This is a genomic window from Streptomyces sp. CA-210063 (assembly GCF_024612015.1).
Classification (GTDB): domain Bacteria; phylum Actinomycetota; class Actinomycetes; order Streptomycetales; family Streptomycetaceae; genus Streptomyces.
Window position 1 is genome coordinate 2251768 of record NZ_CP102512.1, and the last position, 24782, is coordinate 2276549.

Genomic DNA, 24782 nt, shown 5'->3' on the forward strand with positions numbered 1-24782 from the left:
CGACTCCGCAGCCCTGCCTGCGACTCCCCCGCGCCCCGAAGGGGCGCGGGGAACTGCGCGGCCGACCACGACGGAGCCGCAGCCGCCCGACGGCAGGGCGCGGCCGTTCCGGACGGCGTGATCCCGACCGTTCCGGACGGCGTGATCCCGACCGTTCCAGACGGCGTGATCCCGGCCGTTCCAGACGGCGTGATCCCGGCTGTTCCCAGCGGAGCGCTCAGGTCCAGGACGGGTCGGTCAAAGGGATGCCTTCGCTGTCGTACGGGGCCGTCGGAGGGGCGGGCTCGGCGGTTTCCCGGCCCTCCGACGGCAGTTCTGCCCAGACGACACGACCGGACCGTTGTGGGGTGTCGCGCACCCCCCAGTCGCTGCTGAGCATGCCGACCAGCATGAGCCCTCGCCCATTCTGGTCGTCGGGGCCCGGACGACGCCGGGCAGGCTGTGCGTGGCCGCTGTTCTGGTCCTCGACCTCGATCCGGAGCCGACGGCCGGTGAGGTGCAACCGACACACGATCCACTCGCTGTCCGTGTGTGTGAGCGCGTTGGTGACCAGCTCGGACGTGATCAGGAGCGCGTCCTCACAGGTCTCCGGACGCACCCCCCACTCACCGAGCAACTCGCGCACGGTTCTGCGCGCCTCGCCCGCCGAGGCGGGCACCGCGGGCAGTCCGCGCACGCCGGCCCAGTGGGGTTCGTACGCCTCTGCTCCAAGGGGTGGGTACATGGCCGGGGCCAACCGGTCCGTGGACTGGGGGAGGGTGGGCGGAGCCATCGCCGTATGCCTTTCGTGGGCTCTTCGCACCGGAGGGTGCCGGTACCACGGCCGCCTCGCCATTCGCCGCGAGTTTCGTGCAACTCGCGGCGAACAGCGCTGAGTTGCGGCCACATCTCCCCCAACCTGGCCGCGCAGCCTCAGCGTTCACCGAAGCCGTGACGGTACGTCCACTGTGGCATCCGTGAACAACACCTCGCAACCAGCAAGTTGAAATTTGCAATTTGTGGGTCGCATGCCACCCCCGTTCGAGCCAAGATCGTGTCAGACTGCGATCTCGAAGCGACTCGCGCAACAATGCGCAACCCTTGAAGGAAAGTGCGCAAGGATCGCACGACAGTTCGACATGACTTCGCACGACCTCTGTACGGCCTCTGTGCTCGGTGTGAGGGGAGGGGGTGGGCGTGACCGCGGAAACGGACTGGGGCGGTGCCCCCTCCGTGCTGCGCATGATCCTCGGCAGACAGCTGGAGGAGCTCCGTACCCGTGCCGGGCTGACGTACGAGCAGGCGGGCGAGGCGATCGGGGTGAGCCACTCCACGATCCGCCGTCTGGAGGCCGCCAAGGTCGCCCGGCTCCGCCTCCCGGATGTCGAAAAACTGCTCCAGGTCTACGGCGTACGGGACCCGCAGGAGATCGAGACCTTCCTGAAGTCCGTCCGCGAGGCCAACAAGCGCGGCTGGTGGCACACCTACCGCGACGTACTGCCCGACTGGTTCGCCGCCTATCTCAGCCTGGAGCAGGCGGCGCTCCAGATCCGCGCGTACGAGGCGCAGTTCGTGCACGGCCTGCTCCAGACCGAGGAGTACGCGCGCGCCCTGCTCGGCGCCGGGAACCCGCACGCGGCGACCGAGGACACCGAGCGGCGGGTGGCGCTGCGGATGCGACGCCAGGAACTCCTCACCCGTGAGCAACCGCCGCGGCTGTGGGTGGTGATGGACGAGACGGTGCTCCGCTGGCCGGTCGGCGGGCCGGACGTGATGCGCGCCCAGATCGACCATCTGATCGAACTCAACCGCCTGCCGCATGTGACGGTCCAGCTCATGCCGTTCCACCACGGCCCGCATCCGGCCATGCGGGCCGGTGCGTTCCACCTCTTCCGGTTCAGGGCACGCGAGTTGCCGGACATCGTCTACCTCAACGGTCTGGTGGGCGCCGTGTATCTCGACAAGGGCGACGACGTCGTCGTCTACCGCGAGGCTCTGGACCGGCTGGGCGCGCAGTCGGCGCCCGCCCGCAAGACCGAGGCCCTCCTCGGTGCGATACGCAAGGAGCTCTGACGTGCACCACCGCATACCCACTGGAGTACACAACGGCGTCCGCAACGGCATGCCGGCCCGTGACCTCGGCACCCAGGACTGGCACCGGCCGTGGAGCGACGACGCGGGCGGTGCCTGCGTCGAGGTGAAGAAGCTCGACGACGGCCGCGTCGCCGTACGCCAGTCGACCGACCCGGACGGCCCGGCGCTGCTCTTCACCCCCCGTGAGATGACCAGTTTCCTGGCCGGCGTGAAGGCGGGCGTGGCCGACTTCCTGCTCTGACTCCCTTGCTGCCACGCCTCGTTGACGCACCACCTGTTTTGAATCCGGGGTTCTCCGCTTGCCGAACCCCTGGCTTTGCCCGACCGTGCACCTGGACGACACCACTTGATGGGAGGGGCGGCTTTGCCCGACAACGGATGGCCGGCCGACCGGATCGACACCGAACACGCGCATTCCGCGCGGATCTACGACTACATCCTCGGCGGCAAGGACTACTACCCGGCCGACAAGGAGGCCGGTGACGCGATGGCGCACGAGTGGCCGGCCCTGCCGGTCCATATGCGCGCCAACCGCGACTGGATGAACCGCGCGGTGCGCTGGCTCGCCGAGAAGGCGGGCATGCGCCAGTTCCTCGACATCGGAACCGGCATCCCCACCTCCCCCAACCTCCACGAGATAGCCCAGTCGGTGGCCCCCGAGTCCCGGGTCGTCTACGTGGACAACGACCCGATCGTCCTCACCCTGTCCCAGGGGCTGCTGGCCAGCAGCCCCGAGGGCAAGACCGCCTACATCGAGGCCGACTTCCAGGACCCGGAGACCGTCCTCGGCTCCCCCGAGTTCCTGGAGACCCTCGACCTGACCAAGCCGGTCGCGCTCACCGTGATCGCGATCGTCCACTTCGTCCTCGACGAGGACGACGCGGTCGGCATCGTCCGCCGTCTCCTCGAACCCCTCCCCTCGGGCAGCTACCTGGCGATGACCATCGGCACCGCCGAGTTCGCCCCCGAGGAGGTGGGCCGCGTCGCCCGCGAGTACGCGGCCCGCGACATGCCGATGCGGCTGCGCACCATCGACGAGGCCCACGAGTTCTTCGACGGCCTCGAACTCGTCGAGCCCGGCATCGTCCAGGTCCACAAGTGGCACCCGGACGGCACGGGCGAGCAGAACATCCGCGACGAGGACATCGCGATGTACGGCGCGATCGCGAGAAAGCCGTGATCTAGGAGCCCCCTGGCCCGGCACCGCTCAGCTTCTCGGTGCCGGGCCAGCGGTCTTGGTCTTCAGGGGCGCGGGGAACTGCGCGAACAGCCACAACGAACCCGCAGACGCCGACACCCCATCGCGGCACCCCCATAGGCGCGCTACCCCGCCGCCCCCGTACTGTCACGAACGATGAGCTCAACAGGGATGACCGGGTCCTGCTCCGCCGAGTCACCCGTCGACTCCGGGTCGTCCAACTGCCTCAACAGCAAGCGCAGCGCCGTCGTGCCGATCGCCGAGAAGTCCGTACGGACCGTCGTCAGCGGCGGCAGCAGATGCGCCGCCTCCGGGATGTCGTCGTAGCCGACCACGCTCACGTCGTCCGGAACCCGACGGCCGGCCTCGTGCAGGGCGCGCAGCAGACCGAGCGCCATCTGGTCGTTGGAGGCGAAGACGGCGGTGACGTCCGGGGCGCCCGCCAGCCGTCGGCCCAGCTCGTACCCGGAGTCGGCGCTCCAGTCCCCCACGAGGGGCTCGTGGATCGGCGCGCCGGCCGTCGTCAGGGTCTCCCGCCAGCTCCCGGCGCGCCGGTCGGCGGATGTCCAGCCGGTCGGTCCCGCGATGTGCCAGACGGTGGGGTGGCCGAGGCTCAGCAGATGCTCGGTCGCCAGGCGTGCGCCCGCCGTGAAGTCCGAGGAGACGACGGGGGTGCCGTCGCCGAGACCGTTGTCCAGCATCACCAGCGGGGTGTCCGGGCGGGCCTGCGCGAGCGCGGTGGCCACCGGGCGCTGGGGGGCGATCGCGATGATCCCGTCCGCGCCCTCGGCCGACAGCCGGTCCACCGCCTGGACGACCGTGTCCCGGTCGGCCGTGTCGAGCGCGATGGAACTGACCAGGTAGCCCGCCGCCTGCGCCGCCGTGTTGATCGCGGTCAGGGTGGCGGCGGGGCCGTAGCGCGCCGCGTCGAACGAGATCACCCCGAGCATCCGCGTCCGGCCGCTGGCCAGCGAACGCGCGCTCCGGCTCGGCCGGTACCCGAGTGTCCGCATCGCCTCCAGCACGGCTTCCCGGGTCTCCGGCCGGACCGCCGGGTTGTCGTTGAGCACCCGGGAGACGGTCTGCTTGGAGACACCGGCCAGGCGGGCGACGTCGTCCATCACCGGGCGGGAGCCGGCGAAGTTCCGACGACTGCGACCACGGCCGGCTCCGGCGGTGTCGCCGCCGGCCGCGCTGCCGTCCGTGATACTTCGGGGCATGCGGCTGATTCCTTTGCGACGGGGTCCGGACGGGCTTGTTCTGCCTGGAGCCACAGGATAGGTCTGGTGGTTTCGCCCCCACCGCCCCTACCCGTCCCATCCCCCAGGGGCTCCGCCCCTTCGACCCCGAGGGTGGGTTCTTCGGGTGCGGGTGCGTTGTGGTTGCTCGCGCAGTTCCCCGCGCCCCTGAAAAGCAGGGGCGGTGTCTTTCAAGGGGCGCGGGGAACTGCGCGACCAGCCCCCACCCACCCGCACCCGACAACGAACCCCTCGGGGTCGAAGGGGCAGCGCCCCTGGGGGATGGGACGGGTAGGGGCGGCGGGGACGAGGAATCGTAGGTCGTCAGCCAGGCCGCAGGTCCCAGGCGCGGATGGTGATCCACTCCGCTCGGAAGACCTCCGCGGGTATCTCCGACTCGCCCGTCCACCCCGGCACGTACACCGCCGCCCCCGCGGACAGCGGCAGCACCCTCAGCCGTACACGCTCCGCCCCCGCCGGCAGCCGGCCGAGGCCGATCTCCCAGACGCGGCCGGAGTAGAACTGGTCGGCGACGAGGCGGTCCCCCACGTAGGCGCGGGCCACGTCGCCGGTCCAGTGGACGCGGAGGAGGGTGCCGGGCGGAAGGCCGTCCGGGATGGCCACCTCCACGTCGTACTCGGCGGCCACCGCGTCGAAGTACTCGTCGGCAGGCACGCTCGCCCGCCCCAGTACGCCCGTCGTGACCGGCGGGGCCTCGCCGGGAGGCCGGACCAGGACGACCGGCAGCGTGCCGTCCGCGCCGACGCATCCGCCGGGCCCGTCCTCGTCCGCCACCACCGTGTAGCGGACGAACACCCCGTCCGCCCCCTCCTTCACCGTGGCCCCGGCCACCACCGGAGCCCGCTCCGGGGCGGGCAGCACGGCGAACGACGGTTCCGGGGCCGGGCTGTGGACACGTACTTCGTCCGCGTGGGCGTCGAAGACGACCCCGCCCTCGGAGAGGAGCAGCCGCTCGGCGCCCCACGCATGACCCCGGTAGGCGGTACGGGCCGTCGCCGCATCGAGGACCAGGAGGCCGACCCGGCCGCCGTCGGTGGTGTCGACCTCGACCAGGGCGCCCGTGCCGGGGCGCAACCCGGTCACCAGGATGCGGTCGCCGGCGGTCGTGACCTCGCCCGAAGGCACGGCGACGGTTGTCACCGTGCGGGCGTCCAGGGCGAGTTCGGGAGTGATGCCGTCCGTCGCGGCCAGGACCAGGATCGTACGGCCGCTGCCGTCGTCGACCATGCAGACGGGCTGCGCGGTGGCCCAGTCGAGCCGCAGCCCGGCGATGTCCAGCCTCAACGGCCAGCAGAAATAGGCACCTTGGGGAATCGTGACGGGCGAGCTCGGCATCGAAAGAACCTGACCAGCGGAGCCGGCCGCACCCTCGGTTCCCGGGAACTCCACCCTGAACGACGTCCCCGGATGATCCGGCAACGGCTCATGCGGCTGGTGGTTGTTGACGAACAGGAAGCCCGACCGCCCGTCGCCCCGCACCGCCCACCGCAGCGTCTCCCGATCGTCCTGGCCCGTCGGCTGCCGCTCGGGGAGGGCCGAGTCCATCGGGGCGATCAGGTGGCCGAAGTCGGACAGCAGGAGGTGTTGGAGGCGGAGTTCGTCGTACGAGGGGCGGTACTGGCCGTATTCGCCGAGGGGGGCCTGGAAGTCGTAGGTGAGGAGCGGGAGGTCGTTGGGGTAGCCGGTGGCGTGGGACTCCTGGAGGGAGGTCAGGTCGCCCCTCGGGTTCGTGCCGCCGTGGAACATGTAGTAGCCCTGCCAGACCGAGCCGCAGCCGATCTTGGTGAGGCCGAGGGCTCCGATGTCGGCGGGGTCGACGCGCGGGCGGCGGTGATAGGCGACCGCCATACCGCCGCCCAACTCGCAGGTGGCCCAGGGGAATCGGGCCTCCAACGCCGACGGGTCGCCGCCGCGCACGGTGGTCGGGCGGAGGTCCGCGCCGATGCCCTCGTCGTCGCGCTGGTGGGTGAAGAAGAAGTGCTTGCGGCAGGTGTCGGGCCAGCCGCCGTCCGCCTCGGTCCAGAAGGTCTCGGTGTAGCCGCCGTACAGGGGCAGCAGTTCGTCCGGTGGCAACTGGACGCCACCCCAGGCCGTCGATGTCCACAGCGGGGCGGACAGGCCCACCTCCTGGGCCATCCGCTTCAACGACAACAGGTGTCCCGGCTGGTCGTACAGCTCGTTCTCGATCTGGATCGCGACGATCGGACCGCCGTTGGACCGGTCCAGGCCGTGGAGTCGATCGGCGATCGCCGTGTACCAGGTGCGTACGGGAGCCAGGTAGGCCGGGTCGTCGGTGCGGGGCGCGTCGGTGCGGTCCAGGACCCAGTCCGGCAGGCCGCCGTTGCGGACCTCGGCGTGCACCCAGGGGCCGATGCGGGGGACGAAGTCCAGGCCGTGGCGGGCGCAGAGTTCGGCGAAGCGGCGCAGGTCGCGGTCGCCGTCGAAGCGGATGCGGCCCTCGGTCTCCTCGTGGTGGATCCAGATGACGTACGCGGCGACGACCGTCACCCCGCCCGCCTTCATCTTCAGCAGTTCCTCCTCCCACTCCCGGGCGGGGTAGCGGGTGTAGTGGAACTCGCCGGAGACGGGGAACCACGGGCGGCCGCCCCGCGTGAGCCAACGGCTGGTGACCTCGATGGGGTCGGCGACTCCGGGCGCGTCGGCGAAGGGAAGGTGACCGCGCTGCGGGGGTCCGGCGGGCGCCGGGAGGCGGAGGTGGTGCGCCGGCGTCATCAGGGCTTCACCGGCCCCAGGTCGGGCGTGTCGGTGAACTCCGCGCGGGCGCTGGTCGTGGCGTTGAGCTCCAGCAGGACCAGGTCGTTGGCGCCCGGGCGCAGGACGGGGGCCGGGACGTACAGGGTGCGCTGCGGGCCCCGGTTCCAGTAGCGGCCGAGGTGGAAGCCGTTGATCCAGGCCTGGCCCTTGGTCCAGCCGGGGAGGGCGAGGAAGGTGTCGGCGGGGGTGTCGACCTCGAAGGTGCCGTGGTGGAAGGCGGGGACGGTGACCGGGGTCGCCTCGGCCGGGGCGAAGGGGACCGTGGACACGTCGGCCAGCGGCAGTCGGTGGGTGTGCCAGCCGAGCAGGGCGGTGCCGTTGAAGGTGACCGGGCCGAGCAGGCCCTTCGCGGCGCCGATGCGCGGGCCGTAGTTGACGCCGCCCATGTTCTCGACGAGGACGTCGAGCGTGGCGCCGGGGTGCGGGACGCGCAGGGGCAGGGTCTCGTCGTGGCGCTCGCGTTCCAGTACGCCGACGGGGGCTCCGTCCACGAAGACCTGGGCGCGGTCGCCGACCCCGCCGGTGAAGTGGAGGAGACCGTCCCCCGCTTCGGGGAGGGTGGTGCGGTAGAGGACGTAGCCGGAGCGCTGCCCCAACTCCTCCATGGTGACCGGGTGTCCGGTGCGCTCCGCCGGGGCTTCGAGGGCGGTCGCGTACGTCAGCAGGGGTGCCCGGCGGTCCAACTCCACGGTGATGCCGGAGAGTTTGGGCGCGGGTGCCGGGGCCGGTTCGTCCGGGACCGGGGCGTGGCGGGCGATCACCTCGCGGAAGGCGTGGTACTTGGGGCCGGGGTCGCCGGACTCGGTGAGGGCGGCGTCGTAGTCGTAGGAGGTGACGATCGGGGCGTAGCACTGGTCGTGGTTGGCGCCGTTGGTGAAGCCGAAGTTGGTGCCGCCGTGGAACATGTAGATGTTGACGGAGGCGCCGGCGGCGAGCAGCTTGTCGAGGTCGGCGGCGGCGCTCTCCGCGTCCCGGACGTGGTGCTCCTCGCCCCAGTGGTCGAACCAGCCGATCCAGAACTCCGAGCACATCAGGGGCCCTTCGGGCATGTGGGCCCGCAGCGCCTTCAGTGACTCCTCGATCCTGCCGCCGAAGGTGGCGGTGGACAGCACGCCGGGCAGGCTGCCGGCGGCCAGGTGGTGGCCGGAGCCCGCCTGGTCGCAGGTGAAGAGCAGCTCCTCGATGCCCCGTGAACGCAGCGCCTGGTGCACATGCTTGAGGTACACGGTGTCGTCGCCGTACGCCCCGTACTCGTTCTCGACCTGGACGGCGATGACCGGGCCGTCGTTCGCGGCCATGTACGGCAGCAGCGGGGGCAGCAGGATGTCGAGGTAGCGGTCGAGGGAGTCCGTGAAGCGGGGGTCGCTGGAGCGCAGCCGGATGTCGGGGTCCGAGGTGAGCCAGGAGGGCAGGCCGCCGCCGTCCCACTCGGCGCAGATGTACGGGCCGGGGCGCAGCAGCACGTGCAGGCCCTCGGCGCGGGCGAGGCGCAGATAGCGGGGCAGGTCGAGCAGGCCGTCGAGAACGAGCGGGCTGTCCGGGTCGGGCTGGTGGAGGTTCCAGGGGACGTACGTCTCCACGGTGTTCAGGCCCATCAGCCGGGCCTTGCGCAGCCGGTCGGCCCACAGGTCGGGGTGGATGCGGAAGTAGTGCATCGCGCCGGAGATGATCCGGAACGGCTCTCCGTGGAGGAGGAACCCGTCGGACGACGTGGTGAGAGCGGGCGTGCGCAAGGCTGTTTCCCTTCGGCTGGGGCGTACGGGGAAGGAGGCAGGGGACCTTCCCGTCGTACGGGTGGTGGAGGTCTCAGGCGTACGGATCACAGGCGGAAGCCGACGCAGCAGGCTTACGGAGAGGGAGAGTGGGAGCGGGTGGCGCGGATCAGCCACAGGGTGGCCAGCAGGCACAGCGCCGAGACCGCGCAGAGCAGCAGCGGCACCGCGCGGACCCCGGACCACTCGATGGCCTTGCCGAGCGCCGGGCCGGCCGCCACTCCCCCGGCCATGGAGGCGGCGATGACGAGCGCTCCCGCCCGGCGGGCCCGGGGTGCGGCCACGTTCAGCCAGAGCAGGCCGGTGGGGAAGATCGGCGCGATGAACAGGCCGACTCCGGCGTAGGCGTACGGGGCGAGCCAGGGCACCGACGCCAGCAGCAGGCAGACCGTCATGCCCGCGCAGGACACGGTGATGATCGTCTGGGCGGAGTGGCGCAGGGCGATCGGGGCGACCAGGAAGCGGCCGACCGTCATCATCAGCCAGTACACGGAGGTGGCCGTCGCGGCGGCCCCGGCGCCGTATCCGACCGTCTCCAGGTGGGTGGGCTCCCAGCCGCCGACCCCGGCCTCGATGCCGACGTGCAGGACGTAGAGGGTGACGAACACGGCGAGCACCGAGGCCAGGCTGCGGCTGAGGGCGGACCCGCCGGCCTCAGCACCGGTCGTGCCGGAAGGGTCGGTCGTGCCGGCCGTACTGGCCGTGCCCGTCGCGCCGGACGCGGGCTGGGGTGCCCGGTCGCGTACGCCCCGTAGGCAGAGCACCAGCGGCAGGTTGGCGGCGGCGAAGGCGAGGAAGACCGCCGGGTAGTGCTCGGCGCCCACGGCGGCGATCAGGGCGGGGCCGAGGATCGCGCCGATGCCGAAGTGGGCGTTGAGGATGTTCAGCATCGCGGCCGAGCGATGGCCGAAGCCGACGGCGAAGAGCTGGTTGAGGCCGTAGTCGATGCCGCCGAAGCCGAGGCCCGCGAGCAGGGCTGCGGCGATACCGGCGGGCCAGTTCGGCGCGAGTGCGAAGCCGGCCGCGCCGAGGGCCATCAGCAGGTACGAGGTGCCGAGGATCCGCCGGTTGCCCAATCGCTCGTGGAGCCGGTCGAAGAGCAGTACGCCGGCGACCCCGCCGATGAAGTGCGCGCTCAGCCCGAGTCCGGCGGCCGACGGCGACAGTCCGAACGCGTCGCGGAGGGCCGGGATCGCCGGGCCGTAGAGCGCCTGGAGAACGCCGATGAGTACGAAGCCGACACAGGACGCGACCACGGCGGGAGTACTGAACACCCGTGTCTCCGAGGCCGGTTGGCGATGCTTCACCTCTTGCGCGGTCGGTAGGTCGGGCACGCGGGACTCCGCCTCTCCGTGGCTGGGTGACCCTCGCAGTGTTACCGGTAACATGACTGTCGTCAAGATCCCCCGCAAGCCTGGGGGACGGGGCGGCGTACGGGAGTGACCGGTGGGGCGAGGGAGTCGGTCAGCCGGACAGACCAACGCTCCTCGGACTGTGTTTCCATGCTGCCGTGAAGAGGGAGAGCGTGTCCGGTGGAAATGTGGCCCAGGATGTCCGGCATCGGACCGATCGTGATCTCGGGGACTGTGTCCGGGTGCTCGCGGAGGTCCATGAACGCGACGGCTACCCCGTCAACTGGCCCGACCGGCCCGGCGATTGGCTGACACCGCCCTCGCTCGTGGCCGCCTGGGTCGTGGAACTCGACGGCCGGATCGCCGGCCACATCGGCCTGTCCCGGAGCGACACGGGAGACGCGGCACCCGGGCTGTGGAGCGCCCGCGCGGGGGTCGGCGTCGACGAGACCGCCGTGATCAGCCGCCTGTTCGTCGCTCCGTCGGCCCGTGGCCGGGGGATCGGCGCGTTGCTCATGGCGCGGGCTGTCACCGAGGCGCGGGAGCGCGGCCTGCACCCGGTGCTGGACGTGGTGGCGTCCGACACGGCGGCCGCGGCACTGTACGAGCGGCTCGGATGGCAGTTCCTGGCCACCGTCGAACAGCGGTGGGGCCCGGACCGGACGGTGGCCGTCCGGTGCTACGCGGCGGCGACCGGCTCCTCGATGTGACCGGCGGCATGGGCGCGCCCGGGAGCGGGTGCCGGGCGCGCCCACGAGAGGGAGGTCAGCAGATGGTCTCGGTGCTGTTGACCAGGCGGTTGTTGCGGAAGGTGGTGTTCTCGCCACAAGGGCTTTCGCGGATGGACGAGTTGGTGACCGTCAGGTTCTGGACCGTGATGTCACGGTTGTTGGCGAACTCCGACCGCGCCGCGAGGCGGATCTCGCCGCCGCCGGAAACCGTGCCGCTCTGGGCGGCGAGGTTCACGTTGTAGCAGTTCTCGATCAGGATCGCGTTGTTTCCGGTGTTGGTGAGGTTGACGCGGTCGATCACCGCGCCACCGCTCTCGGAGACACAGAAGACGCCGCGTCCGCCGCCGCGCGCGATCACCTCGCCGACCCGGATGTTGGTCGGGTACGAACTGCCCACCCGGCCGTTGCGGTTGGCCATGCGGAAGGCCGCGTAACCGGTGCCGGCGCCCGCGCCGTCCGCGTCGACCTTGGTGACCGTGGCGTTGATCGTCTGGTTGAGGAGCAGCCCGGACTCGCCCACGTTGCGGGCCGTCACCGTTCCGACGGTGAGGCCGTCGACGCCGTACGTCTCGACCGCGTGGCTGCTCGCGCCCGACACGTACACGTTGTCGATCCTGACGTTCCGCGTCCACTGGCTGGTGTCGCCCCGGTTGTCGATCCGGACGCCGAGGCCGCGCGAGAGGCGCATGTCGAGCTGGCCGAGGACGACGTTCTGGACGTTGCGCAGGAAGATCCCGTACAGCGGGGTGCCGGTGAGATTGAGGTGCTGGACCTCGATGTCCCGGGTGCCGCGCGAGTAGACCGGCGCCTGGTCGCCGGAGCCCGTGCCGGTGACATTGATCGTGCCGCACACGTCGAGCACGGTGTAGCTGGGCAGCGAGACCCGGGAGCCCGCGCTGATGGACCCCGAGCCGCGTACGACGACCCGCTCCTTGGCGGTCCGGCCGGAGGTGAGGCTGTTGACGGCGGCCTGGATCGCCGCGCGCATGTCGGTACCGGTGTAGGTGACGCTGCCGCCGCGTCGGGCGGTCCACGTACTGCCACTGAGGACGGCCTCCGCCTGATACGAGCCCTCACCGCACGCCGCCGCGACCCGCGCCGGGGCCGCGACCGAGACGGCGGCGAGTTCCGGGGCCGTTTCGGCGGGGGCGGTCAGCGCGGCGGCACCGGTGAGCAGGGCGGTGGTACAGGCTGCGGTGACGAGGGCCCGCGTACGGCGGACGGTGGGCACAACTTCGGTCGTTGCCAAAGGTATTGACGTTACGTCAGTTGCATGACTCATGGGGTCGGTGGGGTGGGCTGCGGCTCTGCGTCCCATCTCGGCTTCTCCTGTGGGGGATTGCGCGCCTGCCGTTCGTCCGCCGTACACCGCACGCTCCTCGTCGAACCCGTTTCGACCGAATCGGGTCCCGGTCGAAGAACACATGACCTGGAACGGCGTGGCCCCGTACGTCACCGGGGCGTGCGCCGGTGATGCGGCAGGCGCTTGTTGTGGCGGGCCGCGAGTGTGGCAAGCGCTTTCCACGGGCGTCAAGGGTCAGGAGGCGCCGTACTCCGTTCCCTCACGTCCCTCACGCGTCATCGGCGGCTCGGCGGGCGTCTCCCGAGCCGGCCCGAAGAGCACGGCCCGGGCCACGGCGGGGGCGAACAGGGCGCCGAGGGGCTCGTTGAGGGAGACGACGGAGCGGAAGGCGCGGCCCACGACGGGGTCGCCCGGGGTGCGCTCCTGGACCCGGTGCAGATACCAGCCGGCCACGCGGTCCGCGAGCCGGACGGCGACCGCGTTGCCGGTCGCCCCCGGCATCTTCTTGTCCGACCCGGCCGAGATGTCCCACGCCTGCCGCGACGCGGCGAGCACCGCCTTCTGCACCCGGCGGGTGGTGGGCGTCCGGCGCGGATCGGCCAGCGCGTCGCGCAGGGCCACGGCGCTCATCGCGGCGACGGCCATGCCCTGCCCGTAGATCGGGTTGAACGTGCACAGGGCGTCGCCGGTCGCCAGGAACCCGGCGGGTCGGCGGCCGGGCAGGTCGTAGCGGCGTCGTACGTTCGCGGTCCGGCGGAAGCCGGAGACCGGCGACAGCGGTTCGGCCTCGCGCAACCAGCGGTGCACGACCGGGTGGGGCAGCCGCTTGGCGTAGGACTCGAACTCGCTGTCGTCCGTGGAGGGTTCGTCGCCGCGCAGTCCGGAGAAGGTGGCCAGATGGGTGCCGTCCTCCAGCGGCAGGACGACGAAACCGTACGGCTGCGTGGGGTTGGGGACGACGTGGAGGCCGAGCGCGCCGGCGGACGGTTCGCCGCCGAGGGTTCCGGTCGTGTCGCGGTAGACGCGGGAGGCGTACGCGAGCCCCGTGTCGATGATCTCCTCGTACGGGGCGTCGGCCCCGATGGCCGCCAGCCAGCGCGGCGCCTTCGTGCTGCGGCCGGAGGCGTCGACGACCAAGTCGGCCGCCAGTTCCCGCTGTTCGTCCCGGGCCCCGTCGCCGCGCTTACGCAGCAGTACGCCCCGCACACGCGCGGCGTCACCGAGCAGGCCGACGGTGTCGGTCCCCTCGACCAGGGCGACCGAGGGGTGGGCGAGGACACGACGCCGTATCAGCCGCTCTATCTGCGCCCGCGATCCGGTGTGGATGTGGGTCGAGGCGGGCACGCGCCGGAACCAGCGGCCGTTCTGCCACTGCACCATGTCCGCCGGCATTCCGACCCGCGGGGCGCCCGCGGCCCTCAGCTCCGCCATGAAGCCGGGCAGCAGGGCGTCCAGGGCGAGTTGTCCGCCCTCCAGCAGGACGTGCGGGTGCCGGCTCTGCGGCACGCCCGGCCGGGACGCCGACGCCGTCCCCTCCCCGACCGCCCCGGCCTCCCCGCCCTCCTCGTCCTCCTCGGGAAAGCGGTCGCGTTCCACGATCGTCACCCGCTCGGCATGGCCGGTGAGGACCTGCGCCGCGAGCAGTCCCGCGAGACTGCCTCCGACGACCACCGCGTGCCGCCCGGCCGGGCCTGCCACCTCTGCGGGGACCCAACGGCCGTTCGTGCGTACCGAGTTCACCGACTGCACTCCTCGTTTTCGCAGACTCATTTGATGAACAGCTTTATCACCGTCACCGCCGGAGCGGACGTAACTCTGGGTAACCCATCACGTCACGTATGGTCGTGAGGCGCGGGGAAGATACGAGATACGAGATACCAGGAGGCCCCATTGGCGCTGGAGCCGGTGCGTTTCGCGGTTCTGGGGTCGGTCAGGGTGGAGCGGGCGGGGGCGGAACTCACGCTGGGACGTCCGCAGGAGAGGGCGCTGCTGGGGCTGTTGCTGGTACGGGCCGGGCAGCCGGTGGCGGTGAGTGACATCGTCGATGTGCTGTGGGGGCCGCTGCCGCCGGACAGCGCGGTGAATGTGATCCGACGTCATGTGGGGTCGCTGCGACGCCTGTTGGAGCCCAGCCTGCCCCATCGCGCCGCCGGCCGCTGGCTGGTACGAGGTGCGGGCGGATACCGGCTTCTGGCCGACGCCGACTCGCTGGACCTCTTGCGATTCCGTCGGCTGCGGGACGAGGCGCGTCGGGCCGACGCCGACGCGTCGCCCGCGCGGGTGGTGGAACTCCTCACCGAGGCGCTGGCCCTGTGGCGGGGGCCGGTCGGGGCCGGGATCTCCGCCGAGGTGCGGGAGCGCGCCGGCTTCGGCACGGTCGACCGGGAACGTTCTGCGGCCCTACGGGAGGCGGCCGACGCGGCGCTGCGCGCGGGCACCCCCGGTACGGTCCTGCCCGCGCTCCAGGAGGCCGCGCTCGGCGACCCGCTGGACGAGCCCCTGCTGGCCCGGCTCCTCCTCACGCTGGCCGCCACCGGACGCGGGACCGAGGCGCTGAGCACCTACCGGGCCGCCTGCGCGCGGCTCGCCGACGAGCTGGGCATCGACCCGGGGCCGGAACTCCGCGACGCCCACCGGTCCGTGCTGCGCGGCGCAGGGCCCCACGGCGCGAGTTCGCCGACGCCCGCTCCTCCGGCCACCGAGGCCGCGCCCACCACACCGGCGCCGCACGCTCCCGCCGTGCCCGCCCAACTCCCCCACGACCTCGCCATGTTCACGGGCCGCCGCGCCGAACTGGACCAAGTCCTGGCACTCCTCACGGGCCCCAGCCCCAGCCCCAGCCCCAACCACAGCGACAGCGACAGCGACAGCGACAGCGACAGCGACAGCGACAGCGACAGCGACGACGTACGCCCCGCCGACACCGTGGTGATCAGCGCCATCGGCGGTATGGCCGGCATCGGCAAGACCACGCTCGCCGTGCACTGGGCCCATCGGGTCGCGGACCGGTTCCCCGACGGGCAGCTCTACGTCAACCTCCGGGGGTTCGCCCCATCGGGCGCGGTGATGAGTCCAGGTGAGGCGGTACGCGTCTTCCTCGACGCCCTGGGCGTACCGCCCGAGCGGGTCCCGCACGGAGTGGACGCCCAAGCGGCGCTGTATCGCAGCCTGTTGGCGGGAGGGCGGTTCCTCGTGCTGCTGGACAACGCGCGGGACACCGAGCAGATACGGCCGCTGCTGCCGGGCACGCCCGGCTGTCTGACCATCGTCACGAGCCGCAACCAGTTGTCGGGCCTGGTCTCCGCGCACGGCGCGCACACGCTGGCGTTGCGTCCGCTGGACGCGGAGCAGGCGCGGGTGTTCCTCGAACGCCGGCTGGGGGCCGGGCGGCTCGCGGGCGAGGCCGGGGCCGTGGCGGAGATAGCGGCGCTGTGCGGCGGGCTTCCGCTGGCGCTGGCCTGTGTCGCGGCGCGGGCCGCCGCGCACCCGGGCTTCCCGTTGTCGGCGATCGCGGCGGAGCTGCGTGCGGCGCACGGGAGTCTGGACGCGTTCAGCCGGGCGGACACGTCCGCGAACGTCGGGGCGGTGTTCTCGTGGTCGCTGGGGGCCGTGTCGGCCGAGGCGGCCCGCCTCTTCCCGTTGCTCGCGCTGCACCCCGGCCCGGACTTCTCGGTGGCCGCGACGGCCGCGCTGGCCGAACTCCCGCCACGCCGCGCCCGGTTGCTCCTGAACGAGCTCGCCGACGTCCACCTCGTGGGTGAGCCCACCCCCGGCCGGTACGCCCTGCACGACCTGCTACGCGCCCACGCGGCCGAACTCCTGCACGAGAGGCATCCTGAGGCCGAGCGCGAGACGGCCACCGAGCGGCTGTACGCGTACTACCTGCACACCGCGCACGCCACCGAGCCGCTGCTCGCCCCGCACGCGGACCCGATGACGCCGGGACCGCCCCCGGCCGGCGTCCACGCCGAACCGCTCGCCGATCACGAGCAGGCGCTGGCCTGGCTGACCGCCGAGTACCCGGTGCTCCTCGCCGTCGTCCGGGCCGCCGCCCGGTCCGGCCGTGACCGGGTCGTATGTCTGCTCGCCTGGTCGCTGGAGCCGTTCTTCGACCGGCGGGGGCACTGGCACGACTGGGCGGCCACCCAGCGGACCGCGCTCGACGCGGCCCTCCGGCTCGCCGATCCCGCGTGGGAGGCCAGAGGCCTGCGCGCGCTGGCCCGGGCCGAGAGCCGACTGGGTCTGCACGACGTGGCCCACCCCCGCCTGGACCGAGCGCTGGAACTCTTCGCCACGCTCGGGGACGACATCGGGCGGGCCGACACCCACCGTAGCCTCGGCTGGACCCATGAACAGGAGCGCGATCTGCCCGGCGCCCTCCACCACAACCGGCTGGCCATGCAACTGTTCCGGACCAGCGGCCGCCGGGCCGCGTACGCCAGTGTCCTCAACTCCGTCGGCTGGTACCACGCGCTGCTCGGCGAGTACCGGGAGGCACTGAACCACTGCCACCAGGCCCTGACCCTGCTCCAGGAACTCGGCGACCGCTACGGCGAGGCGGCCACCTGGCACACCATCGCCTACGCCCACCACCACCTCGGCCGCCACCCCAACGCCCTCCTCGGTTACGGCCGTTCCCTCACCCTCTACCGGGAGTTGGGCGTCCCGTATCTGGAGGCCTGCACCCTCGTCCACATCGGTGACACCCATGCCGCGACGGGCGACCACGAGGCGGCCGAGGAGGTCCGGCAGCAGGCCCTCACCCTCCTCATCACCCTCGGCCACCCCGACGCCGACCAGGTCCGGTCCCTGCTCACGGCAGGCGACCGACATGGGTGACCGGCTCCTTCCACTCCACCGGCCCCTTCCGCTGCACCGGCCCCGTCCACTCCACCGACCCCTTCACCGACCAGGAAGGGTGTGAGGCGGGTGCTGCGGTTCGAAGTGCTGGGGCCCCTTCGGGTGTGCCGGGGGGAGGTGGAACTCGACCTCGGGTTCCCCCAACAGCGCGCCCTGCTGGGGTTGTTGGCGGTGCGGGCCGGTCGGCCGGTGCCCGTGGGCGAGATCGTCGAGGTGCTGTGGCCCGAGCGGCCGCCGGCCAGCGCGATGAACGTGGTGCGCCGTTACGCCGGTTCGCTGCGACGGCTGCTCGAACCCGGGCTGCCGCCCCGGACGCCCGGCCGCCGGCTGCTGCGCCGTGCCGGCGGCTATCTGCTGGAGGCGGACGAGGACGAGGTCGACCTGCTGCGGTTCCGCGCGCTCACCAAGCGCGGCAAGCGGGCCGCGGCCACCGGGCGGTCCGAGGCGGCGTTACGGCACTTCGTGGACGCGCTGAGCGGATGGCGCGGACCGGTGGCGATGGGCATCCCCACCGCCGTACGACGGCACACCGTATTCGCCGAGGTGGAACGCGAGTTGGTGCGCACGACCCGCATGGCCACCGACGCGGCCCTGCTCTGCGGAAAAGCCGAACTGGTGCTGCCCCGCCTCCGGCAGGCCGTCGCACTCGACCCCCTCGACGAGGCGTCGCACGCCGGGCTCGTCATGGCCCTGGCCGCGTCCGGCCTCCAGGCGGAGGCGCTGGCCGCGTACGAGCGCGTACGGCGGCTGCTGGCCGAGGAGTTGGGGGTGGCACCCGGCACGGAACTGACCGCGGCCCACACCCGGGTGCTCCGACAGGAGTGGCGGCCGGCGGGTCCGCGCACGGCACCGGCTCCGGAACCCGTCCCTGTCCGCGTCCCCTGCCTCGCCCAACTGCCGCCGGACCCTCCCGTCTTCGTCGGCAGACAGGCCGAACTCGACCGCCTGCTGAAGATCACGGACAGGGCCGCCGCCTCCACCGGTGCGCCCGCGACCGTGTTGATCACCGGCATGCCCGGGATCGGCAAGACGACTCTCGCGGTGCACTGGGCGCACCGGACCGCCGAACGGTTCCCCGACGGTCAACTCCACGTCCGGCTCAGGGGGTTCGACCCGACTGCGGCACCCCTGGACCCGGCGGCGGGGCTGCGCGACCTGCTCGCCGCGCTCGGCGTACCGCCCTCGCGCATGCCGGACGGCACGGACGCCCTCGCCGGGCTGTACCGGAGTCTGCTGGCCGGCCGGCGGCTGCTGGTGGTGCTGGACGACGCGGCCGACACCGAGCAGGTACGGCCGCTGCTGCCCGCGTCGCCCGGCTGTCTGACCCTGGTCACCAGCCGCAACGGGCTCTCCGGCCTGACCGCCTCCGGCGCCCACCCCCTGCCCCTGGACCTGCCGTCGGCGGCGGACGCACGGGCGGCCCTGGCGTCGCGCACCGGTCACGACCGGATGGCCGCCGAGCCCGAGGCCGCCGACGAGATCATCTCCCTGTGCGGCCGACTGCCGCTGGCCCTGACGATCGTGGCCGCCCGCGCCACCGGCCGCCCGGACGCCCCACTCTCGGCCATCGCCACCGAGCTACGACACTCCCGGAGCACGCTCGCCGCCTTCGCCGGCACCGGACGTGCCGCCGACGCCCGTACGGCCTTCGCCGGCACCAGAAGGGCTGATGACGCCTTCGCCGGCGTCAGAGAGGCCAACGGCAGCTTTGCCATCGCCAGAGAGACCAACGACGGCTTTGCCATCGCCAGAGAGAGCAACGACGGCTTTGCCATCGCCGGTGAGGCCAACGACACCCTTGCCGGCTCCGGAGAGGCCGATGACTCCTTCTCCGGCACCGGAGGGACCGACGAAGCCCTCTCCGGCACCGGAGGGGCCGATGACGCCCTCTCCGGCAGCGAAGGGACCGCCGACCTCCGCGCAGCCTTCGCCCGCTCCTACCGTCGTCTGTCGCCGGAGAACGCCCGGCTGTTTCGTCTGCTGTCCCTGCACGCCGGCCCGGACCTCACCCGGGACACGGCCGCCGCCCTTGCCGACCTCCCGGTCCGCCGGGCCCGGCTGCTGCTCGACGAGCTCGCCGACGCCCACCTCGTCACCGAACACGAGCCTGGCCGCTACGCCCCGCACGCCCTGCTGCGCGTCTTCGCCGCCGAGCTGACCGAGACGTACGACTCCCCCGAGGACCGCCGCGCCGCCCGCCGGCGCCTGCTCGACCACGTCTCACGCACCACCCGCCCGTAGACACCCCCGCCGGCGGCCGGAGCCGCCGGCCGCGAAGCCCCGGCCACCGCCGTCACTTCACTGTCACTCTTTTTTCACAACTTCCTTCCTACGCTCCGCATGCAGTGATCGCCGGTGTGTTCGAACAGCCGTGGAGGAAGCGACAGATGACCAGGTCCGACGCCAACACCCTCGGGACCGAGGGCCTCCACATCGCCGTCCTCGACCTCGACGGGACGACGACCGCCGAGCTGCCCGCGGAGGGGAGACCGGGCGCGGAGGCGTACCGGCTGACCGCGCGGGCCGGTGGCGTGTATCTGTTCGTGGGGGTACGCGGGACCGGCGTTCCGCCTGCCGGACGGGTCCCGGACGTCTCCCTGGATCCGGGGGCCATCTGCTTCTACGACGCGAACCACCCACCTTTACTGGACCTCCCCGAGCGCTGCCGGCTGAAGGTCTTCCTCGTCACGCGCGAGGAACTGGGGCTGGAGGACGGCGACATACGGCGGGTCGCGGCGGCCCCGGTCGCCCGTACCTCCCGGCTGGGGACGCTGCTGTCGCCGTTCCTGTCCGAGCTGGCCGACACGGCCGTCTCCGCCGAGCCCCTGGTCGGCGAGCTGCTCGCCCGGAACGCGGTGAACCTGCTGGCCACCCTCGTCGCGGAGCAGCTGGGCCGGACGGCGACGGGCACACCGGGCGGCCGGTCGCCCCTGGTCGCGCGCATTCTGCGGTTCATCGACGAGCATCTGGCCGACGCGGACCTGTCCCCCGAGACGATCGCGGGGGCCCACCACATCTCGGTGCGCTATCTGCACCGGCTCTTCCAGGACGAGGGCACGACCGTCGGCCGCTGGATCCAGCGCCGCCGGCTGGAGGAATGCCGCCGCGACCTCGTGCTCGGCGTCCGCAACCGCCGCACCATCGCCTCGGTCGCCGGCCGCTGGGGCTTCCTGAGCGCGACCCACTTCAGCCGGGTGTTCCGGGCGGCGTACGGCATGTCCCCGAGCGAGTGGCGGGACACGGCGGGACGGCGTACGACGGACGGGCGCAACGGACCGGGTGCCCGGCCTCACGGCCGGTAGCGCCCGTCCTGCCCGTCCTGCCCGTCCTGCCCGCCCCGCCGGCCCGCTGTCAGCCGGCCGCGTGGTCGCCGATGACGGCCTGCGCGTAGACGACCCCGAGGCCGTAGGCGCCGGCGTGTTCCTTGACCACCTCGGTGGTGGGACCGTACGTCTCCGTGCGCGCCCAGTCGCGCTGGAGCTCCAGGAGCACCTGCACCCAGGTGACCGGTACGGCACCGGCCTGGATCATGCGCTGCACGGCGTGCTCGTGGGCCTGCGGGGTGACGCCGCCGGACGCGTCGGTGACGACGTACACCTCGTAGCCCTGGGAGAGCGCGGACAGGGCGGGCAGGACGACGCAGACCTCGGTCCACAGGCCGGCGATGACGAGCTTCTTGCGGCCGGTGGCCTTCACCGCCTCGACGAAGGCGACGTCCTCCCAGGCGTTCATCGTCGTACGGTCGACGATCTTGTGGTCGGGGAAGACGTCCGCGAGCTGCGGCAGCAGCGGGCCGGAGAAGGACTCGGCGGCCACCGTGCTCAGCACCACCGGCACCTCGAAGACCTCGGCGGCCTTGGCCAGGCCCACGACCGAGTTGATGATCGCGGTGCGGTCGCCGCTGCCGGTGCCGAAGAACATCTGCGGCTGGTGGTCCACGAACAGCACCGCGCAGTTGTCCGGGGTGAGGAGATCGGGGCTGGGGACGGCGGTGACCTCGTTGATGTCGACCATGTGCGTGCCTTTCCTGAGGGGGGTATCTTCGGTGGAGAGCCGCGATCGGTCGGCGGGTTTCTCGCATTCGGCCTCGCGGTCCGCACCGGGTTTCCACGCTATGCGGCACCTTTCCGTCCCCATGTCCCGGTAGTGCACCGAATTCGTCCTCACAGCGCACTGTGACCTGCGGTTCCGTATATCAGTGCGCTCTTGGATCAAGTCCGGTGCGCGGATGGGCAATTCCCCGCGTCTTTCCGGTTCTAGCGTGCTGACGTGCTGACGGAAAAAGAACCAGCACATGACGCACCACACCTCGGGAGAGAACCATGTCCGACCACGCCGAGCCGGTTCAGCCGGTCCTCGAAACGGCCGCCGCCGCATTCGCGGAAGCCACCGCCAACCCGCCCTTCCTCTTCGAACTGCCGCCCGCCGAGGGCCGTAAGGCGGTCGACGAGGTGCAGTCCGGTGAGATCGAGAAGCCGGAGATCGACGAGGAGTGGATCACCGTCTCGGGCGGTCCGACGGGCAGTGTCCGGGCACGGATCGTGAAGCCGGCCGGCGCCGAGGGCACTCTGCCGGTGATCCTCTACATCCACGGCGCGGGCTGGGTGTTCGGCAACGCCCACACGCACGACCGACTCGTGCGCGAGCTGGCCGTCGGCGCGAACGCCGCCGTGGTCTTCCCCGAGTACGACCTCTCCCCCGAGGCCCGCTACCCGGTCGCCATCGAGCAGAACTACGCGGTCGCGAAGTGGATCGTCGAGCAGGGCGCGTCCAAGGACCTGGACGCCACGCGCCTGGCGGTGGCCGGTGACTCGGTCGGCGGCAACATGACCGCCGCGCTGACCCTGATGGCCAAGCAGCGCGGTGACGTCCCGCTGGTCCAGCAGGTGCTGTTCTACCCGGTGACGGACGCCAGCTTCGACACCGGCTCGTACCACCAGTTCGCCACCGGCTACTTCCTGCGCCGCGACGGCATGCAGTGGTTCTGGGACCAGTACACGACCGACGAGGCCGAGCGCGCCCAGATCACCGCCTCGCCGCTGCGGGCGAGCGTCGAACAGCTCAAGGACCTGCCGCCGGCTCTCGTCATCACCGGTGAGGCCGACGTCCTGCGCGACGAGGGCGAGGCGTACGCCAACAAGCTGCGCGAGGCCGGGGTACCGGTCACCGCCGTGCGCTTCCAGGGCATCATCCACGACTTCGTCATGCTCAACGCCCTGCGCGGGACGCATGCCGCCGAGGCCGCGATCACGCTGGCCACGGGCACGCTGCGCACCGCGCTCCACGGCCGCTGACCCACTGACCCCCTTCACTGCCCCATTGACCGTACGGTCGCCGGGTGCGCCCCGGCACCGAGAAGGAGAACCCGACCATGTCCCCCGCCCCCACCGTCCTCCTCGTGCACGGCGCCTTCGCCGACGCGTCCAGCTGGTCCGGCGTCATCGAGGAACTGCGGAGCCAGGACATCGCCGTCCGCGCGCTCCCGAACCCCCTGCGCGGCCTCGCCTCCGACGCCGCGTACGTCGCCTCCGCGGCGGCCCAGATCGACGGCCCGGTCGTCCTCGTCGGCCACTCCTACGGCGGCGCGCTCATCACGGTGGCCGGCGCCGCCGAGAACGTCGTCGGCCTGGTCTACGTGGCCGCGTACGTCCCCGAAGAGGGCGAGAGCCTGGGCGAGTTGCAGGGCCGCTTCCCCCTGTCCCCGCTCGTCGCCAACCTCGACGAGTGGACGTACCCCGTCGAGGGCGCCGACGCCGCCGTGGAGGTCACCATCAAGCCGGACGCCTTCCCCGGCATCTTCGCCGCCGACGTCCCGGCCGAGGTCACCAGCATTCTCGCCGTCTCCCAACGCCCTCTGGCAGCCTCCGTGTTCACGGAGAAGGCCGCCACCGCCGCCTGGCACACCAAGCCCTCCTGGGCCGTGATCGCCGACGCCGACCAGGCCATCAACCCCGACGTCCAACGCTTCGGCGCCAAGCGCGCCGGCGCCACCCTCACCGAGATCGAGGGTGCCTCCCACGCCGTGGCGGTCTCCCGTCCCAAGGAGGTGGCGGCGACCGTCCGAGAGGCGGTACGGGCAACGAGCTGACGTACGGCGGCCGGCGCGCCGCGTCATCCGATCGATCACCACATCTGTCGGCTCTTGGCGCGTTCGGCGCGCACCGCGCTCTCGACGACACCGGCCCGTACGGCCCGGGACATCCGGATCAGGGAGGGCTGGCCGGTGTCGAGGGTCTGCCCGCCGGCCTCGGGGCCCGTGTACCCGCCGGTGAATCCGGCGATCGCGTCGAGGGCGACACCGTCCAGGACGGCCGGATCCAGTCCCCCGGCGCGGTCGTGGGTGCCGGTCAGCGCGGCGACGGCCACCATGGCCGCGTCCCCGATGGCCTCGGCCTCGCCGGCGCTGGAGCCGAGGGAGAGCGCCTGGCGGTAGGCACGCTCACGGACCGCCTCGTCGAAGTGGACGGACACGTCCCGGATGCCGTCCCGGATGGCCGTCGTGCGGTGGGTCAGGCGGAGTTCGACGTCGCCGAGGGAGCGCCAGGACAGCAGGGCGTTGCGGCTGTTGCGGCTGTTCCCGGAGCCGACGAGCCGGAAGAGCGGGCCGAGCCGGAGGAACGCGACGAGGCTGTCGATGCGCGGCCCGAGCAGCGGCAGGACATAGCCTGCCGAGGTGAGGGCGGCGCCGACGGTGACGAGCATGGGGGCCAGTCGGGTGCTCAGCGGATCCCAGTGGTGCCCGCTCCAGTGGCCGGCGACGGCGACCATCTTGACGACGCCGTACGCGCTGGTGCACAGCCATCCGACGGCGAGCACGGCGAGGGCCCGCCGGGTCCACCCGCTGATCCGGCGGGTCCAGCGCCAGCAGAGGGCCGTGGTGGTGACGGCCGCCGCCATGTGGGCCACGAGATAGAGGACGATCATCTCGCGGATGAACGGTGTGCCGGCGTAGTAGGTGTCGAAGTCCGTGCGTCGCTCGACAGGCGCGTCCCCGGCGGCGAAGAGCGCGCTCTGCGCCACGATGATCACGGCATAGGCGATCAGCCAACTGCGGGAGGTCCGCCGCAGCTGGGCGGGACTGTCGGCGCCGCGCCAGAGGATGATCAGGACGAGGGACGCGGCGGAGAAGGCGTTCACAGCCCCGTAGGTGACACACGCGGCGGCGTTGGGCACACCGAGGGTGCGGTTGACGAAGCCGACGGTGGGCGGGGCGCCGAGGGCGAAGCAGAAGCCGGCGAGGAAGATCACGGCGCAGAGGGCTCTTTTGAGCGGATCACGCCAGTTGTGCCACAGGCTGGGTACTTGGGCCGCGAACGCGGTCCACAGGATCGCGGCGGCCGCGAAGTAGATCAGTCCGTTCACGTCAGGCGCCGCCGTCGCAGGGTGCCGTCCGGGCGAGACCGGTGACCAGTTGGGCACTCGGCCTCGTCATCTGCCACTCGGTCTGCCCCGTCAACAC

18 protein-coding genes are annotated in these 24782 nt (G+C 72.0%); 9 read left to right on the forward strand and 9 right to left on the reverse strand.

The window, feature by feature from the left end; translation table 11 throughout:
- Nucleotides 1-217: 217 nt before the first annotated feature.
- Nucleotides 218-772, reverse strand: a complete 555-nt coding sequence (locus JIX56_RS09720) for an ATP-binding protein (RefSeq protein ID WP_257538821.1) — start codon at nucleotides 770-772, stop codon at nucleotides 218-220.
- Between the two features lie 404 nt (nucleotides 773-1176).
- On the opposite strand from JIX56_RS09720, the gene JIX56_RS09725 reads away from it, so the two are divergent.
- From JIX56_RS09725 to JIX56_RS09735, 3 genes are all read left to right on the forward strand, one after another.
- Nucleotides 1177-2052: a helix-turn-helix domain-containing protein gene (locus JIX56_RS09725; RefSeq protein ID WP_257538822.1), complete on the forward strand. Its 876-nt coding sequence runs from the start codon at nucleotides 1177-1179 to the stop codon at nucleotides 2050-2052.
- A 1-nt stretch (nucleotide 2053) separates the two neighbouring features.
- Nucleotides 2054-2314, forward strand: coding sequence for a DUF397 domain-containing protein (locus JIX56_RS09730; RefSeq protein WP_257538824.1), 261 nt, complete (start codon nucleotides 2054-2056; stop codon nucleotides 2312-2314).
- 123 nt (nucleotides 2315-2437) lie between these two features.
- A complete protein-coding gene (locus JIX56_RS09735; protein WP_257538826.1) occupies nucleotides 2438-3253 on the forward strand; it encodes an SAM-dependent methyltransferase in 816 nt (271 codons plus the stop codon).
- Nucleotides 3254-3396: 143 nt separating this feature from the next.
- On the opposite strand, the gene JIX56_RS09740 is transcribed toward JIX56_RS09735, so the two are convergent.
- The 4 genes from JIX56_RS09740 to JIX56_RS09755 all read right to left on the reverse strand — a co-directional run bounded on the left by JIX56_RS09740 (nucleotide 3397) and on the right by JIX56_RS09755 (nucleotide 10351).
- The gene (locus JIX56_RS09740) at nucleotides 3397-4491 is read right to left on the reverse strand and encodes a LacI family DNA-binding transcriptional regulator (RefSeq protein ID WP_257538828.1); all 1095 of its coding nucleotides are present in this window, start codon (nucleotides 4489-4491) and stop codon (nucleotides 3397-3399) included.
- A gap of 342 nt (nucleotides 4492-4833) precedes the next feature.
- Complete coding sequence (locus JIX56_RS09745; RefSeq protein WP_257538830.1) at nucleotides 4834-7263, reverse strand: beta-galactosidase; 2430 nt, start codon at nucleotides 7261-7263, stop codon at nucleotides 4834-4836.
- Nucleotides 7263-9038 carry a glycoside hydrolase family 35 protein gene (locus tag JIX56_RS09750; protein WP_257538832.1) on the reverse strand — a complete coding sequence of 592 codons (1776 nt, stop codon included), beginning with the start codon at nucleotides 9036-9038 and terminating at the stop codon, nucleotides 7263-7265. Before JIX56_RS09750 ends, JIX56_RS09745 begins: the two co-directional genes overlap by 1 nt.
- Nucleotides 9039-9151: 113 nt before the next feature.
- Nucleotides 9152-10351, reverse strand: a complete 1200-nt coding sequence (locus JIX56_RS09755) for an MFS transporter (protein WP_257538834.1) — start codon at nucleotides 10349-10351, stop codon at nucleotides 9152-9154.
- A 320-nt stretch (nucleotides 10352-10671) separates the two neighbouring features.
- Between JIX56_RS09755 and JIX56_RS09760 the strand changes: the two genes are divergently transcribed.
- On the forward strand, nucleotides 10672-11139 hold the full coding sequence (locus tag JIX56_RS09760) for a GNAT family N-acetyltransferase (protein WP_257538835.1): 468 nt from the start codon (nucleotides 10672-10674) through the stop codon (nucleotides 11137-11139).
- Nucleotides 11140-11194: 55 nt separating this feature from the next.
- Here the strand turns inward: JIX56_RS09760 and JIX56_RS09765 are convergent, their stop codons facing one another.
- Both JIX56_RS09765 and JIX56_RS09770 read right to left on the reverse strand, forming a co-directional pair.
- Nucleotides 11195-12442 (reverse strand): hypothetical protein, encoded by a 1248-nt coding sequence (locus JIX56_RS09765; protein ID WP_443032030.1) that lies wholly within the window; start codon nucleotides 12440-12442, stop codon nucleotides 11195-11197.
- A gap of 255 nt (nucleotides 12443-12697) precedes the next feature.
- Nucleotides 12698-14212 carry an FAD-dependent oxidoreductase gene (locus tag JIX56_RS09770; RefSeq protein ID WP_257550801.1) on the reverse strand — a complete coding sequence of 505 codons (1515 nt, stop codon included), beginning with the start codon at nucleotides 14210-14212 and terminating at the stop codon, nucleotides 12698-12700.
- Between the two features lie 141 nt (nucleotides 14213-14353).
- Between JIX56_RS09770 and JIX56_RS09775 the strand changes: the two genes are divergently transcribed.
- The 3 genes from JIX56_RS09775 to JIX56_RS09785 all read left to right on the forward strand — a co-directional run bounded on the left by JIX56_RS09775 (nucleotide 14354) and on the right by JIX56_RS09785 (nucleotide 20625).
- The gene (locus tag JIX56_RS09775) at nucleotides 14354-17302 is read left to right on the forward strand and encodes an AfsR/SARP family transcriptional regulator (RefSeq protein WP_257538839.1); all 2949 of its coding nucleotides are present in this window, start codon (nucleotides 14354-14356) and stop codon (nucleotides 17300-17302) included.
- Between the two features lie 81 nt (nucleotides 17303-17383).
- Entirely contained in the window at nucleotides 17384-19564 is a 2181-nt protein-coding gene (locus JIX56_RS09780) for an AfsR/SARP family transcriptional regulator (protein WP_257538841.1), read from the forward strand.
- Between the two features lie 146 nt (nucleotides 19565-19710).
- Complete coding sequence (locus JIX56_RS09785) at nucleotides 19711-20625, forward strand: helix-turn-helix domain-containing protein (RefSeq protein ID WP_257538843.1); 915 nt, start codon at nucleotides 19711-19713, stop codon at nucleotides 20623-20625.
- A gap of 49 nt (nucleotides 20626-20674) precedes the next feature.
- Here the strand turns inward: JIX56_RS09785 and JIX56_RS09790 are convergent, their stop codons facing one another.
- Complete coding sequence (locus JIX56_RS09790) at nucleotides 20675-21337, reverse strand: hydrolase (RefSeq protein WP_257538845.1); 663 nt, start codon at nucleotides 21335-21337, stop codon at nucleotides 20675-20677.
- A 308-nt stretch (nucleotides 21338-21645) separates the two neighbouring features.
- Here JIX56_RS09790 and JIX56_RS09795 point away from each other — a divergent pair, with 308 nt between their 5' ends.
- Together JIX56_RS09795 and JIX56_RS09800 are read left to right on the forward strand one after the other, a co-directional pair.
- Nucleotides 21646-22617, forward strand: coding sequence for an alpha/beta hydrolase (locus JIX56_RS09795; RefSeq protein WP_257538846.1), 972 nt, complete (start codon nucleotides 21646-21648; stop codon nucleotides 22615-22617).
- A gap of 77 nt (nucleotides 22618-22694) precedes the next feature.
- Nucleotides 22695-23411 carry an alpha/beta fold hydrolase gene (locus tag JIX56_RS09800; RefSeq protein WP_257550802.1) on the forward strand — a complete coding sequence of 239 codons (717 nt, stop codon included), beginning with the start codon at nucleotides 22695-22697 and terminating at the stop codon, nucleotides 23409-23411.
- Between the two features lie 35 nt (nucleotides 23412-23446).
- On the opposite strand, the gene JIX56_RS09805 is transcribed toward JIX56_RS09800, so the two are convergent.
- Nucleotides 23447-24685, reverse strand: a complete 1239-nt coding sequence (locus JIX56_RS09805) for an MAB_1171c family putative transporter (RefSeq protein WP_257538857.1) — start codon at nucleotides 24683-24685, stop codon at nucleotides 23447-23449.
- Between the last annotated feature and the right edge of the window lie 97 nt (nucleotides 24686-24782).

What these genes read in the sequence shown, in the direction of transcription:
- JIX56_RS09720 (WP_257538821.1), bottom strand. Translation starts at nt 772, where the DNA reads ATGGCTCCGCCCACCCTCCCCCAGTCCACGGACCGGTTGGCCCCGGCC.
- JIX56_RS09740 (WP_257538828.1), bottom strand. Translation starts at nt 4,491, where the DNA reads ATGCCCCGAAGTATCACGGACGGCAGCGCGGCCGGCGGCGACACCGCC.
- JIX56_RS09745 (WP_257538830.1), bottom strand. Translation starts at nt 7,263, where the DNA reads ATGACGCCGGCGCACCACCTCCGCCTCCCGGCGCCCGCCGGACCCCCG.
- JIX56_RS09765 (WP_443032030.1), bottom strand. Translation starts at nt 12,442, where the DNA reads ATGAGTCATGCAACTGACGTAACGTCAATACCTTTGGCAACGACCGAA.
- JIX56_RS09785 (WP_257538843.1), top strand. Translation starts at nt 19,711, where the DNA reads ATGACCAGGTCCGACGCCAACACCCTCGGGACCGAGGGCCTCCACATC.
- JIX56_RS09790 (WP_257538845.1), bottom strand. Translation starts at nt 21,337, where the DNA reads ATGGTCGACATCAACGAGGTCACCGCCGTCCCCAGCCCCGATCTCCTC.
- JIX56_RS09795 (WP_257538846.1), top strand. Translation starts at nt 21,646, where the DNA reads ATGTCCGACCACGCCGAGCCGGTTCAGCCGGTCCTCGAAACGGCCGCC.
- JIX56_RS09800 (WP_257550802.1), top strand. Translation starts at nt 22,695, where the DNA reads ATGTCCCCCGCCCCCACCGTCCTCCTCGTGCACGGCGCCTTCGCCGAC.